This is a genomic window from Micromonospora sp. ABR4_055, from assembly GCF_056160425.1.
The window spans coordinates 124,762-136,714 of record NZ_JBSWXD010000002.1 but is presented as its reverse complement, the minus strand read 5'-3'; the positions used below and the strand labels follow the sequence as shown (position 1 = coordinate 136,714).

32 protein-coding genes are annotated in these 11,953 nt (G+C 67.7%); 1 reads left to right on the top strand and 31 read right to left on the bottom strand.

All coding sequences use genetic code 11. The features are described from left to right. The first annotated feature begins 214 nt into the window (after positions 1-214). Positions 215-421: a helix-turn-helix domain-containing protein gene (locus tag ACXAHD_RS01790; RefSeq protein ID WP_475048162.1), complete on the top strand. Its 207-nt coding sequence runs from the start codon at positions 215-217 to the stop codon at positions 419-421. Between the two features lie 57 nt (positions 422-478). Here ACXAHD_RS01790 and ACXAHD_RS01785 read toward each other — a convergent pair whose 3' ends face one another. The 31 genes from ACXAHD_RS01785 to ACXAHD_RS01635 form a co-directional block, all read right to left on the bottom strand. Beyond that, positions 479-874 carry a hypothetical protein gene (locus ACXAHD_RS01785; RefSeq protein WP_475048159.1) on the bottom strand — a complete coding sequence of 132 codons (396 nt, stop codon included), beginning with the start codon at positions 872-874 and terminating at the stop codon, positions 479-481. Next, a complete protein-coding gene (locus ACXAHD_RS01780) occupies positions 867-1,067 on the bottom strand; it encodes a hypothetical protein (protein ID WP_475048157.1) in 201 nt (66 codons plus the stop codon). Before ACXAHD_RS01780 ends, ACXAHD_RS01785 begins: the two co-directional genes overlap by 8 nt. After that, positions 1,060-1,617, bottom strand: coding sequence for a hypothetical protein (locus tag ACXAHD_RS01775; RefSeq protein WP_475048155.1), 558 nt, complete (start codon positions 1,615-1,617; stop codon positions 1,060-1,062). Before ACXAHD_RS01775 ends, ACXAHD_RS01780 begins: the two co-directional genes overlap by 8 nt. A gap of 14 nt (positions 1,618-1,631) precedes the next feature. Then, positions 1,632-2,129 carry a hypothetical protein gene (locus ACXAHD_RS01770; RefSeq protein WP_475048153.1) on the bottom strand — a complete coding sequence of 166 codons (498 nt, stop codon included), beginning with the start codon at positions 2,127-2,129 and terminating at the stop codon, positions 1,632-1,634. Beyond that, positions 2,122-2,391, bottom strand: coding sequence for a hypothetical protein (locus tag ACXAHD_RS01765; protein WP_475048150.1), 270 nt, complete (start codon positions 2,389-2,391; stop codon positions 2,122-2,124). Before ACXAHD_RS01765 ends, ACXAHD_RS01770 begins: the two co-directional genes overlap by 8 nt. A 2-nt stretch (positions 2,392-2,393) precedes the next feature. Further along, entirely contained in the window at positions 2,394-2,744 is a 351-nt protein-coding gene (locus ACXAHD_RS01760; RefSeq protein ID WP_475048148.1) for a hypothetical protein, read from the bottom strand. Further along, positions 2,741-3,019: a hypothetical protein gene (locus ACXAHD_RS01755; RefSeq protein WP_475048145.1), complete on the bottom strand. Its 279-nt coding sequence runs from the start codon at positions 3,017-3,019 to the stop codon at positions 2,741-2,743. The genes ACXAHD_RS01760 and ACXAHD_RS01755 overlap by 4 nt, the downstream gene beginning before the upstream one ends. After that, positions 3,012-3,278: a hypothetical protein gene (locus ACXAHD_RS01750; RefSeq protein ID WP_475048142.1), complete on the bottom strand. Its 267-nt coding sequence runs from the start codon at positions 3,276-3,278 to the stop codon at positions 3,012-3,014. The genes ACXAHD_RS01755 and ACXAHD_RS01750 overlap by 8 nt, the downstream gene beginning before the upstream one ends. 1 nt (position 3,279) lies before the next feature. Beyond that, positions 3,280-3,675 (bottom strand): hypothetical protein, encoded by a 396-nt coding sequence (locus ACXAHD_RS01745; RefSeq protein WP_475048139.1) that lies wholly within the window; start codon positions 3,673-3,675, stop codon positions 3,280-3,282. A 2-nt stretch (positions 3,676-3,677) separates the two neighbouring features. Then, the gene (locus ACXAHD_RS01740; RefSeq protein ID WP_475048136.1) at positions 3,678-4,367 is read right to left on the bottom strand and encodes a hypothetical protein; all 690 of its coding nucleotides are present in this window, start codon (positions 4,365-4,367) and stop codon (positions 3,678-3,680) included. Beyond that, positions 4,367-4,717: a hypothetical protein gene (locus ACXAHD_RS01735; RefSeq protein WP_475048133.1), complete on the bottom strand. Its 351-nt coding sequence runs from the start codon at positions 4,715-4,717 to the stop codon at positions 4,367-4,369. The genes ACXAHD_RS01740 and ACXAHD_RS01735 overlap by 1 nt, the downstream gene beginning before the upstream one ends. Continuing rightward, entirely contained in the window at positions 4,717-5,349 is a 633-nt protein-coding gene (locus ACXAHD_RS01730; protein WP_475048131.1) for a hypothetical protein, read from the bottom strand. Before ACXAHD_RS01730 ends, ACXAHD_RS01735 begins: the two co-directional genes overlap by 1 nt. After that, positions 5,346-5,588 carry a hypothetical protein gene (locus ACXAHD_RS01725; protein WP_475048128.1) on the bottom strand — a complete coding sequence of 81 codons (243 nt, stop codon included), beginning with the start codon at positions 5,586-5,588 and terminating at the stop codon, positions 5,346-5,348. Before ACXAHD_RS01725 ends, ACXAHD_RS01730 begins: the two co-directional genes overlap by 4 nt. Next, on the bottom strand, positions 5,585-5,977 hold the full coding sequence (locus ACXAHD_RS01720; protein ID WP_475048125.1) for a hypothetical protein: 393 nt from the start codon (positions 5,975-5,977) through the stop codon (positions 5,585-5,587). The genes ACXAHD_RS01725 and ACXAHD_RS01720 overlap by 4 nt, the downstream gene beginning before the upstream one ends. 104 nt (positions 5,978-6,081) lie before the next feature. Continuing rightward, positions 6,082-6,399 (bottom strand): hypothetical protein, encoded by a 318-nt coding sequence (locus ACXAHD_RS01715; RefSeq protein ID WP_475048122.1) that lies wholly within the window; start codon positions 6,397-6,399, stop codon positions 6,082-6,084. Positions 6,400-6,411: 12 nt separating this feature from the next. Continuing rightward, entirely contained in the window at positions 6,412-6,609 is a 198-nt protein-coding gene (locus ACXAHD_RS01710; RefSeq protein WP_475048120.1) for a hypothetical protein, read from the bottom strand. Beyond that, positions 6,609-6,809, bottom strand: coding sequence for a hypothetical protein (locus tag ACXAHD_RS01705; RefSeq protein ID WP_475048117.1), 201 nt, complete (start codon positions 6,807-6,809; stop codon positions 6,609-6,611). The genes ACXAHD_RS01710 and ACXAHD_RS01705 overlap by 1 nt, the downstream gene beginning before the upstream one ends. A gap of 2 nt (positions 6,810-6,811) precedes the next feature. Beyond that, on the bottom strand, positions 6,812-7,000 hold the full coding sequence (locus ACXAHD_RS01700; RefSeq protein ID WP_475048115.1) for a hypothetical protein: 189 nt from the start codon (positions 6,998-7,000) through the stop codon (positions 6,812-6,814). Between the two features lie 3 nt (positions 7,001-7,003). After that, a complete protein-coding gene (locus tag ACXAHD_RS01695) occupies positions 7,004-7,306 on the bottom strand; it encodes a hypothetical protein (RefSeq protein WP_475048112.1) in 303 nt (100 codons plus the stop codon). 2 nt (positions 7,307-7,308) lie between these two features. Then, positions 7,309-7,554 carry a hypothetical protein gene (locus ACXAHD_RS01690; RefSeq protein ID WP_475048109.1) on the bottom strand — a complete coding sequence of 82 codons (246 nt, stop codon included), beginning with the start codon at positions 7,552-7,554 and terminating at the stop codon, positions 7,309-7,311. A 3-nt stretch (positions 7,555-7,557) separates the two neighbouring features. Further along, positions 7,558-7,830 (bottom strand): hypothetical protein, encoded by a 273-nt coding sequence (locus tag ACXAHD_RS01685; protein ID WP_475048106.1) that lies wholly within the window; start codon positions 7,828-7,830, stop codon positions 7,558-7,560. Between the two features lie 11 nt (positions 7,831-7,841). After that, positions 7,842-8,075, bottom strand: coding sequence for a hypothetical protein (locus ACXAHD_RS01680; protein WP_475048103.1), 234 nt, complete (start codon positions 8,073-8,075; stop codon positions 7,842-7,844). After that, positions 8,075-8,452, bottom strand: a complete 378-nt coding sequence (locus tag ACXAHD_RS01675; RefSeq protein ID WP_475048101.1) for a hypothetical protein — start codon at positions 8,450-8,452, stop codon at positions 8,075-8,077. The genes ACXAHD_RS01680 and ACXAHD_RS01675 overlap by 1 nt, the downstream gene beginning before the upstream one ends. A 10-nt stretch (positions 8,453-8,462) precedes the next feature. After that, positions 8,463-8,801: a hypothetical protein gene (locus ACXAHD_RS01670; protein WP_475048098.1), complete on the bottom strand. Its 339-nt coding sequence runs from the start codon at positions 8,799-8,801 to the stop codon at positions 8,463-8,465. 117 nt (positions 8,802-8,918) lie between these two features. Further along, positions 8,919-9,122 (bottom strand): hypothetical protein, encoded by a 204-nt coding sequence (locus ACXAHD_RS01665; RefSeq protein WP_475048095.1) that lies wholly within the window; start codon positions 9,120-9,122, stop codon positions 8,919-8,921. A gap of 40 nt (positions 9,123-9,162) precedes the next feature. Further along, complete coding sequence (locus ACXAHD_RS01660) at positions 9,163-9,774, bottom strand: hypothetical protein (RefSeq protein WP_475048092.1); 612 nt, start codon at positions 9,772-9,774, stop codon at positions 9,163-9,165. A 40-nt stretch (positions 9,775-9,814) separates the two neighbouring features. Beyond that, complete coding sequence (locus ACXAHD_RS01655) at positions 9,815-10,078, bottom strand: hypothetical protein (RefSeq protein ID WP_475048089.1); 264 nt, start codon at positions 10,076-10,078, stop codon at positions 9,815-9,817. 90 nt (positions 10,079-10,168) lie between these two features. After that, the gene (locus ACXAHD_RS01650; RefSeq protein ID WP_475048086.1) at positions 10,169-10,483 is read right to left on the bottom strand and encodes a hypothetical protein; all 315 of its coding nucleotides are present in this window, start codon (positions 10,481-10,483) and stop codon (positions 10,169-10,171) included. Between the two features lie 77 nt (positions 10,484-10,560). Beyond that, a complete protein-coding gene (locus ACXAHD_RS01645; RefSeq protein ID WP_475048083.1) occupies positions 10,561-11,046 on the bottom strand; it encodes a hypothetical protein in 486 nt (161 codons plus the stop codon). Beyond that, a complete protein-coding gene (locus ACXAHD_RS01640) occupies positions 11,043-11,582 on the bottom strand; it encodes a hypothetical protein (protein WP_475048080.1) in 540 nt (179 codons plus the stop codon). The genes ACXAHD_RS01645 and ACXAHD_RS01640 overlap by 4 nt, the downstream gene beginning before the upstream one ends. A 40-nt stretch (positions 11,583-11,622) precedes the next feature. Further along, positions 11,623-11,946, bottom strand: a complete 324-nt coding sequence (locus ACXAHD_RS01635) for a hypothetical protein (RefSeq protein WP_475048078.1) — start codon at positions 11,944-11,946, stop codon at positions 11,623-11,625. Positions 11,947-11,953: the final 7 nt, after the last annotated feature.

Sequence of the window (11,953 nt, the reverse complement as noted above, 5' to 3'; positions counted from 1 at the left end):
AGCGATGAACTTCGAGGCTAGTCACCCGCAAGATCATCAGGAGTCGCGCTCGTCCCGCAACTCAGCCGACGTCCGATTTCCAACACGGACATAACGACTCAAGCCGGAACAACGCCGGGGCCGTGGAGATATTCCCACCTATTCGGCCTGGTAGGAACGCATGGTGAACACTCCGACCAGTAGAAGAATCTCCACCTTGAGGTACGTTGGCCGGGTGAAAGAACGCCGCACTGACCCGCGCATGCCGCCGCTGGTCAACATCGCCGGGGCGGCAGAAATCCTCGGGGTCGCGCCGCAGTACGTGCACCGGCTCGCCGAGGACGGGCGGCTGCCAGGGGCGAAGCACGACCATGCGTGGGTGTTCCGTCGGGTAGTGGTCGAACGGCTCCGCAAACAACGCCAAGGCGACCCCGGCCTTTGAGGCGTCCTTGGGGCAGGTGCTCGACTGTCACCCGCCCCAAAGACCCTGCCATGAGAGCTACCGGCCGAGGCCACGCCGGATCTCGGCCAGCCGGTCCACCAACGCGTTGACCGCCTCGTAGATCGCCTCCTCGGCCGGGCCGTGCGGGTTCAACCACGGTCGGCCGTCCAACTTCAACCACTCCAACGCCTCGTGGACGGCCTCGTTGATGGCGTAGTTAGCGAACCGGTCGATCCACTCGTCTTCGGTACGGTCCGGGAAGCCGCCGACGTCACGGGGGTCGTCCCAGTCGCCGAACGACCCGATCTCGTTGCCGTGGGCGCAGGGGATCGACGGTCCGGTCAACTCGCCCGGCAGGAACCGGCGCGGCTTGCTGGACTGGGCGTAGGTGAGTTGGAAGGCCATGCGGGCGGCGGCGGCCTGGGCCGCCGGCTCGATGTCGGCGTCAGCCACCGGTCACTCTCCACGCGATCGTTGCGGCGAGCGCCACCAGTTCGACCGCCACCGCGGCGACGATGCGCCGGTTGGTGGCGGTCAGCCAGTCCATGACCGCGACGAGCCAGGACAGCGGTGGTATCCGGTACGGCCACGACACCACCCGCAGGATCGTGAGGGTCCGCGAGTACGGCCGCTGACGGTCAGCCACGGCTGCCACCTACATCGGCGAGCAGCCTCTCCACGTCGGCGTACACCGGCACGAAGCTCCCGACAACAGTCGGGCCTGCCGTGAAGAAAAACGTCGAGTGCCCACAACCCCCGTGGAAGGTGCGAGGCACATCCACGGGCCGGAACCCGACCTGTTCGGGGACGATCACCTGCACCGCGTCCGCGCCGTACAGGGATGGCACATATGCGGGCCTGTCGGTGAGGACCACGAACCTGCGGGGCAGATTGTAGTCGTAGCGGTGGGTGGTGTGCCGACCGGAGTTGAGCCAGACAGCAAGCCAAGACGCGTAGTCGGCGGGGGTGGCGGGACGGGTGTAGGTAGAGACGAAGTGGTCGCGTTCAGCTTCCATCCGGTCCGACTCTGGCCTTCGTCTGCCGGGTTCGCCGTTCGCTGGAACGTAGGCGGAGGTGAGCGCCTGAGCTTCTTGCGGGGTGAGTACCCGGCCAGAAGGCAGGGTGACAGAACCAGCGAAGCTGGCGCCTGCGAGGATCTTCAACGCTGCGGTGTCGGCCGGGGTCAGCCGGTTCATGGGCTGGTCAGTAGTCATGCTCTGCCCCCGTAGTCGAACGCAACGGTGATCTCTTCGTAGGTGCCGAAGGAATTCCAGCGCTGGATGACCAGCTGGTCGTAGCGGGCTGGTCCCCGGTCGCCGTCCATGCCGCCCGTGATCCGCACTCGCGTCATGCTCCGTCGGCTGTTCTTGTTCCGGTAGTAGTCGTCCGTGACAGCCGCTTCGGTTCGGGGGGCTCCTGCGATGGTGCGCACCCCGAAGGTGTGAAGGCCGGGTTCGGGATTGAGACGGGCGACGATGCCTTTCTCGCCGTCCCTTTCCCACCGGTGGAATTCGCCCACAGTCAGTCCGGCGGTGACGTCGGCGGCTGCCTCGGGGTCGGCGAGGTATCGGCGGACGAGGGTGATGCGCCGGTTGTGGGCGAGTAGGTTCGCGATCCTGTCGCGGATGGCGTCGATGTTGTCGGCTGCGACCATAGCGGTGACGTCGCGTTGGGTGCGGATGCGGTGGGCGGCGTCGATGTCAGGCATTGGTGCTCCTCGTTTCGGTGGCGGGGGTGCAGTGTTCGGTGGCGGCCGAGCCGTAGATGATCGCGCCTTCGCGAACTACCGCCCGCCGGCATGCGGTGCAGGTCCGCCGGTCCCGGCGGACACCGTCAGACACGACGACGTGGCCCCGGTTCTCAGCCAGCCGGACGGGTAGGTCCGGCCAGGTCCGCTCACACAAGGCCAGGGCGGTCGCCTCGGACTGGGTGGCGTTGCGGCAGGCGGCGAGGTGCTGGGAGTAGTCCACGGTCAGCTCTCGTCGTCGAACGTCGGCGGCTCGCCGTCGCGGACGTACCGCCACCCCTCAACGACCTGGGTGCCGTCAGGGAGGGTGAATACGTCCCGGCAGACCAACGACACCTTGGTCGCGTCTGGCGGGGGACGGTCGCTGGCGAGGTACGCGGCGATGCTGTCAGCGCTCAGGGCGGCGCGCTTCTCGTCGGTGGGGTCGCCGTGTTTGACGTCGCCGTTGGTGTAGTGCAGTTCGGACGTCCACTCGGTTCGGGTGGCGACTGCGACGGCGCGTAGCGCGGCAAGGTGCTCGTTGATGCTTGTCATGGTCAACCCTTGGAGGATCAGTTGGTCGAGGGTGCTGCTCATCGCGTGGATGCTCCTTCCTGGCGGTTGAGGTAGTCGGCGAGTGCGGCACACCCAGAGTCGGTGAGCACCCAACACCGGGCGCTGGGAGCGGTGACACGCAGACGGATGTGTCCGTCAGCGGCTGCTGAGTTCGCGTCTGCGGTGACGTCGCAGACCGGGTCAGAGAAGCCGAAGCCCTCGTTGTCGTACATGTTTGTGGTGACGCCGTCGGATTCTTGCCACAGGTCTATGTCGGCGGCGGCCAGGAGGATGCGGGCGCGTTCCGGGTCAATCACCGTCAATCTCCTTCCGCAGGGCGCGGGCCTGCTCGTGGCGCCGATCAGCCCTGCGGTACCGGCGCCGGTAGCGGATCGTCCGGACCAGCTCCCAGGAGAACCCGACAACGGCGAGACCAGCCGCGACAGCGGCCATCTGGTCGTGGACGGGATGCCCGGCCAGTCCGGCTCCGAGGCTGGTCGCCCCGGCGGTGGCCGCCAGCGACACGACCAGGATCGGGGTGTCGGGGTGGTTGAGGAAACGTCGTGCGGCGTTCACGTCAGTCCTCGTCGTCGAACGGCACATCGGACCGGAAGACGAAGCGGTCCTCGCGGACGAGGCGGCCGATCACTTCCGGAACGCCGTCGGGCAGGATGGCAACGACTCGGCTGCCGTCGCTGTAGATGTTGCTGGTTGCGAACACTGCCGGCGTGCGAAGCAGGTCCGCGTCGCGGAGGGCGTCTACGAACGATCCGGCTACCTGCCGGAAGTCGGGGTCGCTGGCTGAGATTCGTATGCGGAGCAGGCCTGCGAGCATCCGGTGGGCTTCGGCCTTGGATGGGGCGGCTACGACGATGTCTGCTTGGGTGATGTGGCGGGGGAGTTCGAGTGCGTCGCGTATGGCTGGGTTGATGAAGCCGTTGTTGCCGACACCGAACGTTTTGATCTTCGGCATGGTCAGTACTCCCTGTGGTGGGGGTCGTCGTTGTCGAGTTGGCGGGGGCCGGTCTTGGTACGAAGCTCCCACCACAGGTCGTCGCCGCTGGTCGTGGTGGGCAGACCGATCAGGTCGTCCGAGTAGCAGTGACATTCGACGCCTGCGCGTCGGCAGTCGCACGCCACCGGTAGGCCCTTGTGGTTGTCGTGCCGGCGTCGGGCGTCTGCGGCCTTCGCAGCACGAGTGTCGGCCCGGTCGGCGGCCTGCTGCATCGCGGCGACGTGCGCGACAGCGGCTGCGACCGCGTCCGTTTCCCGGATCGCGGCGCCGCCGGGGTGCCACGAGTCGCAGGCGTGACGCCACAGGCGTCCGCTGTGCTTCTCCCGCCAAATCTTGGGCGTGCACGGCAGGTCGGGGTTTTGCATCAGGGCGACGCTGCGGGTCGTGGACTTCCAGACACGCCGGCCACCGCCCGGACCGGAAGCGAGCCGGACCAGGCCGCGGTCTGCCCAGTCTTCCATCAGGTCGGTGACGTCGTGCACGAGGATGTTCGGCTGCCAGCGGTTGACCTGGTACGACTTGCGGTCGTAGTCGACCCAGAACACCAAGCCGTCGTGGACCGCCCACAACAGGTCGGACACGGTCCGGTGGGTGAGCGGCGGCAGCGGGGTCAGGGATCCGCCGTCCAGGCCGCCGTCGAGGATCAGCATCAGTCAGCCTCCTTCTTCTGCCGGCCGTACACCGCCACGACGGCTTCGGCTGCTGCGGCGATCGCGGCCCGAACCGGCCAGTCCATGCCGCTGCGGTTGGCCCACACATACAGGTCTTCGCTGCCGCCGATGAGCCCTACCTGGTGGAAGGACGCCTGGGGTCCGGTTAGTCGTCGGACGCGGGCAAGACCGCCGTCTACCCGGGCCTGCAGAACAGCGTTGACAACCTTGTCCGCGATCTCGCCGACGTCGGGTTGCCAGTCAGTAGGCAACTGGTTCTGCGGATTGGTCAGGGCGGCGCGGGCAGCGCTGAACCCGGCCGAAACTGCGGTCAGGTCTCGGGTGGACATCACCAGGCTCCGATCGGGGTGCGTCGCCACGCGTCGGCGGCGAAGGTTTCCAGGGCGGTCATGATGAGGCGGGCATGCTGGCCGCCGACCATGTAGTACTCGAACATCCGCGTGAACTCGGTGACCGCCTGGTCGCGGTCCCAGCGGGCCGGTGTCCGCCGGTACGGCACGTACGGGTCCTCATCCCTGTCGGCGAGGACTTCTTCGACGAGCGGCTTCTCGTCGAGGAACTGCGCACGGGTCGGATCCATACGCAGCCACGGCCAACTGGTTTCCAGCCACCAGTGGGCGTGTTCGTCGTAGTGGCCGTTGACGGCGGTGGTGCGGATGCCATGGGTGCCGAGTACGTAGGCGAGGATGGCGGAGGAGCCCATGCATGCGCCTTCGCCTGACGGGATGACGTCGTCGACCAGTTCGGCGAGTTTGCCGGTGACGGCGGTGACGAACTGGTGGGTGTCGGCGAGCGCCTGCCGGCTGCGGTCGGTGAGCCGCAGCGTCTGGTCGAGCATGCGGTGTCGGGTGAGGGCGTCGGCGGCCTTCCTGTCAGGCGGTGTCAGGTCGTCTGGGTAGATGTGGTCGTTGTTGCTGGCGGCGTGGGTGAGCAGCATCAGGTGGGTGCTGGTCAGCTTCACTGGACTGCCTTCGGGTCGGGGTTGTCGACCGCCCAGTTGATGGCGGCCAGGATGTCGGCGAGGGTCGCCCAGCCGCAGCCGGGCGCGTTACGGAGAGTCCGTGCGGCGGCGGGCTTCCAGCCGGGTCCGGTCTGGTCTGCGACGGTGAGGACGGCGAGCGCCCTCTGGCGGAGCAGGTCGGTGCGGGCCTCGTCGGTGGCGGGGTCGGGCAGCACGTCGGCGGCGGTCAGCGGGTTCACCGCTGAGCCTCGATCGCACGACGGGTGTTGGCCACGACCTGCTCAACGGCAGACAGCGTCTCCAACACCTTGCCGGTGCTGTCCTGGAAGCCCGTCTTCCTGCGTACCTCGTCGATGCTGCTGAACATGCGGTCCAGCCGTACCCGGATCAGCACGTTACGGACGGACGGGTCGTCGGCTGGCTTCAGTTCGGTCCCACCGGACCAGGCGTCTCGCTTCTCACCGACCGGGGTGAGCCGGTCGCGGCGGTACTTGTTGCCGTTGGCGAGGACGATCTGGGTGGTGGTGAGGCGTTCGATGGTGGTCAGTGTGACGCTGTCGTTCGTGCTGTAGTTGCGCTTGTACTCGGCGACGCGGGCACCTTCGACGATCCACTGGTGGTCGCTCATCTGGGGTTCCTCCTCGTGCGGGTTGGGGTTGGCGGTGGGTTGTGGTGCTTCCGGCCGAATTCGATCCGGCACCCTCACGGCAGACTCGGAAGCAGTAGAAGGGGTCAGAAGAAGTCGACGGTCAGCCAGCGGCGGCCCTCCATGTCGTAGAAGCCGCCTTCGAACGAGGTGCCGCAGCGAACCCACGGTGCCCGGCGGGCCTGCTCGCGCGCGGTGTCGACCATCTCAATGACGGTCACGGGGCGGCCGTACTCGGTGTAGACGACACCGGCGGCCATCTGCGCCCGCCACGAGTCGTAGTCGACGACGCCCCTGTCGGGGTGGGCGCGGAACGTGAAGGTTCCGGCCGCGTACTGGCCGAGGTGGATGCCTTCGTCGCCGTCGGGCGTGTCCGGGGTGCGCAGGTAGTAGTTGGTCGACATGATCAGCTCTCCTCAGTCGCAGATCGGGCAGGAATCGAGCGGACCGTAACCGCAGGGGCAGGTGGTACCCCGACCACCTGTTGCGGCGATGCAGGCAATCAGGTCGGCTTCCCGCTGGGCGTCAACCCGGTCGCGGTAGGCGTAGTAGGCGTCCCAGAAGGCGGAGCGGTCTTCGCCGGGGTAGTCGGCGGGGCTCGGTGGGGTCAGCATCACGTTTCCTCGGGCTGTTCGATGACTTGGGCGCCCCAGCCGATCAGCTGGCCGATCCGTTCGTCGCTGGCTTCGGCGCCGTCGCTGCTGGTCCAGGGCCATGGGTTGTGGGCGGATGGCAGGGTTTTCTGCCAGCGGCTGCCGTCGGCTTCCTCGACGACGGTCCCGACGGGCATCAGCGCGGTCCGGTGGGGGCGCACGGTCACACCTCCGCCGGGTCGGGCATTCCGTCCGACGTCTCCCACTGGCGGTTATCCACCGCGCTCTGCACGTCGTGCATGGCCTCGTCGATGCTGCCCCAGCCGCCGGACGAGCCGAACCCGACCTCGGTGAAGTCCTCGTCACCGGACTGGCGGCGGAGGATGGTGTAGTCGATGCGGTACTCGGTCATCGGTCAGGCTCCTTGAGTTTGGGCGCGGGTGACGATCTCGGCGGCGATGGACCCGAAGTCCCGGTTGCAGCCGAACACAGGCGTGCCGCCCTTCAACCTGGAGCCGAGGTATCCGTCCCAGTCGCCGTTACGGATCGGCTCAATACGGCCGAGCACCACACCGTCGTTGCTGCGGACGATGTACGTGGTGACCAGCCCGACCACGTGGGCGGAGACCAGGTAGCAGCTGCCGGGGGTGGTGGAGTCGACGCCGGCCCAGAGGATGGGTTCGCTGCGAAGGATCTCGGGGATCGGGTACTCGGACACGATCACTCCTCGTTCGCTTCGGCGGGCGGTAGGTCGCGGATGGCGGTCAGCTTCTTCTCGACCTGCTCGGTGCTCAGACCCCGCAGGGTGCGGGCCGGTAGGTCGGCAGGGTCAGACGACTCGATCTCGAATCGGAACGTGTGAGATCGGTCGGGGATAACAGACGCGGTGTGTCCGTTGGGGAACTTGTACAGCCACCAAGGGCTGCCGATGGTCTGCGAGTCGGTCAGGTACTGGTCGAGGTTCACGGGTCAGTCCTCCAGCGGGATGGTGACGTTGCGGGCGCGGGCGGTCTGAACGAGAGTGGCGAGAAGGGCTTCGACGTTGCCGCGCGACTTGGCCCGGATCGTGTGGATGTCGTCGTCGTCTCCCGGGCGGTGCCCGTAGTGGGTGTCGTCGCAGTGGTGCTCGCAGATGAGCCGTCGGATCGAGTCCTCGTGCTGGCGGGAGACCCGGTGTGCGAGGTAGCGGAGTTCGGCGGCCACTAGGCGGATAGCGGTTTCGGTCAGCTGCTGGTCGTGCAACACGGGGCTCCCTACGGTTCGATGTTGTTCTCGTGGCAGAACTTGGCGGCCAACGCCAGGGTGAGGGTGAGATGGCTGGGGATCGTCTCGTCGTCCAGTAGCCGGCGGCGGCAGGCGAGCGCGGCTTGGTGTACGTCACGGCACCGGTCCAGTGCCATCAGGAAGTGCAGGTAGGCGGTGGCGAGCTGGTCGCGGTTGAGCCGCCAGATGCCGCCGGGCCAGGGGATGTCGATCGTGGCGTTCACTAGACGGCCCCGCAGGTGCACGCCACCGGGGCGGCAGGGCGGACCGTGGTGCTGTAGTCGCGGAGCACTCGGTTGTAGGCGACGACGTACAGGGTGTCGCCCCGGCAGTCCTTGTCGTGCCCTGCCGCCTGGTACCGACGACCGGCCAGGTGGTATGCGATGGACGCCTTGCAAGCTTCTTCGTAGTAGCCGGGGAACCGGTTGGTCTGCACCGCGTCCCAGATTGCGGCGGCGGCCTGGGTGACGAACTCGGCATCCGGCATGGTCTGCAGGTTCTGCGCGTACTCGACCAGTCGGGGCTTGGCGTCGTCGGCGACGCGCTCGTACTCGTAGAGAGCGACAGGGCCGAGCAGGTCGGCTAGGTCGGTCGTGTTCATGCTTGGCTCCTTACGGCTGGTCGCCGGTGATGCCGAGGACGCGGCCGGCGGCGATGACGAACCCGTACGTGTGGTGCGCCTTGGTGCCGTTGCGGCGGGCGATCAGATCAAGCAGTGCGCCCGCCTGGGTGTGGTAGTACTGCTGGCCGGCGTGGTTGTCGACGACCGCAGTCCAGGTGCCGTCGACCTCTACGAGGTAGTCGCCGTCGGCGAGGCGGATGATGTCGCCGACGCGGCGGCGCCGGTTGCCGCCGGTGACGAGTTCGGCGACCCGCTGGTGGTCGGCGTTTTCGATGAGGTAGCGGTCCAGGGCGGCTTTCTGCTGGATGTCGTTCCAGTCGAGGCTCACGGGTTTGGGGCCTTTCGGGTGGTGGGGTGGTTGGGGCTGGGTGGCTGCCGCTCGTCCCGGGCGTGCTGGTTCCGGGGCGGCGGTACGCCCACCAGAGTTGAGGGGACGCGGGGCCGGTCAGTCGATGCTGATGTCCTTCAGGTCTCGCCACGGGACGGTGCGGGACCGTCCTCCCGCCCACACGGTGACGGTGTGGTTGTCGGTGTCGACGGCGGTGATGTACCAGCCGCCGACGCGTTCGATGCTGGCGGTGACGACCTGCCTGCGGGAGATGGCGTCGGCGACGTCGAGGATTCTGGGTCGGGTAGCGAGCATCGGCATTCTGGGCTCCTTCGGGGGTTGGGGGTCGATCGGGTCGGAATCAGGGGATCCGCTGCAGGGCCGACCAGACGGCGACGTCGATACGGCCGTTGGCGTCCCACGCCCTCCGTACCTCGGCGCCCAACACGGGGTCCGAGACGCAGCGGTGGCCGCAGTCGTGGCCGTCGCAGCCGCGCTCGTGGAGGACGACGACCGGCCGGAGGGTGGTGCCGCCCTGCCGGTACTCGACCAGCCGGGTGTGGTGGGGCTGCAGCCAGCTGGTGCCAGCCGGCGAGTCAGTCTTCCGCTGCCGGCGGGCCTGCCAGTTGTCGTGGTCGACGCGCAACCGCTGGGCGATGCGCAGCGCCTCGCCGCAGCCGACCTGAGGCTTGACGGCCTTCACAGCGGCCCAAGTGGCGGCGGACAGGGCGCCGCCGGTGTCGAGGGCCAGGATGAACGCTTCCTCGGCGACGGCGGTCACCTGGTCGGCAGCCGTCTGCTGCTCGGCGGCGAGGACACGGTCAACGGCGTGGCGGGCGCGGCGCAGGTCGATGTGGAGCTCCTGGTGGAGGAGCCGCATGGCGGTCGCCGCCACCCCGGCGTCGCTGACGGTGGTGCGGGCCTGGGTGATGGCGTCGGCGGCGAGGGCGGCCAGGTCCATGGTGGTGGTCATCCGGGGTGGCTCCGTTCGAATGGGCTGATCGGGGAGTGGGTCAGACGTTGATGCGGCGCAGGGCGGACCAGATCGCGGCGTCGTTGTGGTCGGCGAGCGCCCAGCAGAACCGGACCTGCTCGCCAGCGTCGCCCTCGGCGTCGCAGTCACTGCCGCAGCCGGTTCCGGTGCAGCCGTCAACGTGCAGGACAACGAACGGCGTGACGCCCGTCTTGGTGGCGACGATCCGGAACTCGACCAGGCGGTTGTTTTGGGTCTGCAGCCAGCGCATGCCGTCTTCGACGTGGCGGATCTCCTGCTGCATGACTGCCCCCCGTTAATCGTTGTCGTCTGTGTCTACCAATTTACGGCACGCATCCAGCGCCCGCAACAACTTCAACCAAGTTTCTAGCCGCTACCCGGCAGGACGAGCCTTACGAGGACGACCACCGATCCCGTCACCCTTCGACCTACGAGGATGCCGCCCAAACCACGCCCGAATCTCCGGCTCCCGCGACCGGTCCCACCACGGAGCCTTCCCCAAATAGCCGTCCGGAGCCGGAAACGGATCATCGGCGAACTTCCCCCGACGCCGGTTCACACCCCGACCCACCTCGGCCCGCGACTCGTACAGATGCTGGCTGATGGTGCGGGACTGCACCTGGGCACCCTGAACGTCGGCACCGAGGGCGGCCACGTCGTCGCGGGTGAAGAAGGGTCTGTCCGGCACGCCGTCTCCCGAAAGTCGGTAGAAGTTACGGCCACGACGATAACCCAGCCGAACCGAGACAACCCGCCGCACAGCACTCACACCCGCCCGGCAGCCCGGTCGGCGATCACCGCACGGTATCCGTCGAAATCGACCCGTGTCGGCAGCAGCCGCTCGGTCTGCAGATCCGGCGACGCCAACTCGGCCCGATCCACCAGATCGGCGGCCTCCGCAAGTCGGCCGGCGGCGAACTCCTTCCCCGCCTCGTCCAGCAGGGAGCGCGCCTCACGGTCACGGGCAGACTGCCGTTCGGTCCGCTTCACGTCGGTGAGTCGTCCGGCTTCCAGGATCTCCGGGTGCGCGTTCAGGTAGGCGTCGACCGCCGCGAAGACCTGATCGAACGTGTACCGGCCGCGACGGTGCGGGTTGTGTAGACCGCCAAGCTGTCCTTCAGTCAGGTAGCGGGCACAGTCGAACCGGCTAAACCTCAGCCCGGACGGCTGCGGCCCGTACCAGTCACAGGCGTAGTCCTCGACTGCGTGCGCAACTCGGACCTGGTCGACAGGCGACAGCGGCTCGGTCATCGGCGTTCCTTCCTGAAATCGGCCGTCCACAGACTGCGCGCCTCGGCCGGATCGACCGTGTACGGCAAGGTCAGCAGCGGCACCTGGTATCCGGCGATCTGCGCGACGACGTCTTCGATGCGGTCCATGTCCGCCTTCGACATGGCGGCGAGTTGTCGTTTCCAATGCAGGAACGGCATGGTCGCGATCGTGACGGCCAGCGGCACGTATTCGTCTGGGGTCCTGCCGCCCGGCTGGGAGCCGGCGACGACACTCGGGGTGTCGGAGGTGGGGTCGGCGATCGACAGGCCCCCGTCGGATGGCCGCTGGAACGCGGCGGCGAGGGCTGCGAGCCGGTGTGCGCCGTCGACAACGACATTGCAGTAGGGGTCGACGACGACGGCGCCGATCGGGGCACCGGTGAGCATTGCTTCGACCAGCCCGGTGGAGGCGGTGACACGGCAGGTTTCGCCGGGAAGCCGAAGGTCCCCGGATGCGATCCGGTCGAGGAGGACCACCACGCGTTCTTCGTGGAAGTGGTATCCGGCGTTGCGCAAGTTCGGTCCTTTCAGGCGGACCCGCGTGAGGCGGTGGCGGTCAACTCCAGACGATGGAGGCGTGCCGCTGATGTGCCCAGGTGGCGAGCTCGTGGAGTTCGGCCAGCTTTTCGGCGAGGTAGCCGGGGCGGCGCTGCCAGTGGATGAGGTTCCGCTGGACGTATTCGGGCCGTCCGGTGTCGTCGTCGGTGGCGACGTCGAGCAGCGCTTGGGCGATGAGGATGCGGCCGAGCATGTCGGCTGCGGTGGTTTCGCCTCCGTTGCCGTCGAAGGTGAGCCCAAGCAGGTTGAGCAGTTCGGCGGCGTTGCCGTTGGCCAGGTTGAGCTGGTGGCTTCCGGTGGTGGGGCGGATGGTGATGGACATGGGACCT

Excerpts from the sequence above, each read along its gene's own strand:
- ACXAHD_RS01740 (WP_475048136.1), bottom strand. The coding sequence starts at position 4,367 with ATGCTGATCCTCGACGGCGGCCTGGACGGCGGATCCCTGACCCCGCTG.
- ACXAHD_RS01735 (WP_475048133.1), bottom strand. The coding sequence starts at position 4,717 with ATGTCCACCCGAGACCTGACCGCAGTTTCGGCCGGGTTCAGCGCTGCC.
- ACXAHD_RS01700 (WP_475048115.1), bottom strand. The coding sequence starts at position 7,000 with ATGACCGAGTACCGCATCGACTACACCATCCTCCGCCGCCAGTCCGGT.
- ACXAHD_RS01655 (WP_475048089.1), bottom strand. The coding sequence starts at position 10,078 with ATGCAGCAGGAGATCCGCCACGTCGAAGACGGCATGCGCTGGCTGCAG.
- ACXAHD_RS01635 (WP_475048078.1), bottom strand. The coding sequence starts at position 11,946 with ATGTCCATCACCATCCGCCCCACCACCGGAAGCCACCAGCTCAACCTG.
- ACXAHD_RS01775 (WP_475048155.1), bottom strand. The coding sequence starts at position 1,617 with ATGAACCGGCTGACCCCGGCCGACACCGCAGCGTTGAAGATCCTCGCA.
- ACXAHD_RS01715 (WP_475048122.1), bottom strand. The coding sequence starts at position 6,399 with ATGTCGACCAACTACTACCTGCGCACCCCGGACACGCCCGACGGCGAC.
- ACXAHD_RS01665 (WP_475048095.1), bottom strand. The coding sequence starts at position 9,122 with ATGCCGATGCTCGCTACCCGACCCAGAATCCTCGACGTCGCCGACGCC.
- ACXAHD_RS01720 (WP_475048125.1), bottom strand. The coding sequence starts at position 5,977 with ATGAGCGACCACCAGTGGATCGTCGAAGGTGCCCGCGTCGCCGAGTAC.
- ACXAHD_RS01660 (WP_475048092.1), bottom strand. The coding sequence starts at position 9,774 with ATGACCACCACCATGGACCTGGCCGCCCTCGCCGCCGACGCCATCACC.
- ACXAHD_RS01675 (WP_475048101.1), bottom strand. The coding sequence starts at position 8,452 with ATGAACACGACCGACCTAGCCGACCTGCTCGGCCCTGTCGCTCTCTAC.
- ACXAHD_RS01760 (WP_475048148.1), bottom strand. The coding sequence starts at position 2,744 with ATGAGCAGCACCCTCGACCAACTGATCCTCCAAGGGTTGACCATGACA.
- ACXAHD_RS01710 (WP_475048120.1), bottom strand. The coding sequence starts at position 6,609 with ATGCTGACCCCACCGAGCCCCGCCGACTACCCCGGCGAAGACCGCTCC.
- ACXAHD_RS01645 (WP_475048083.1), bottom strand. The coding sequence starts at position 11,046 with ATGACCGAGCCGCTGTCGCCTGTCGACCAGGTCCGAGTTGCGCACGCA.
- ACXAHD_RS01770 (WP_475048153.1), bottom strand. The coding sequence starts at position 2,129 with ATGCCTGACATCGACGCCGCCCACCGCATCCGCACCCAACGCGACGTC.
- ACXAHD_RS01745 (WP_475048139.1), bottom strand. The coding sequence starts at position 3,675 with ATGCCGAAGATCAAAACGTTCGGTGTCGGCAACAACGGCTTCATCAAC.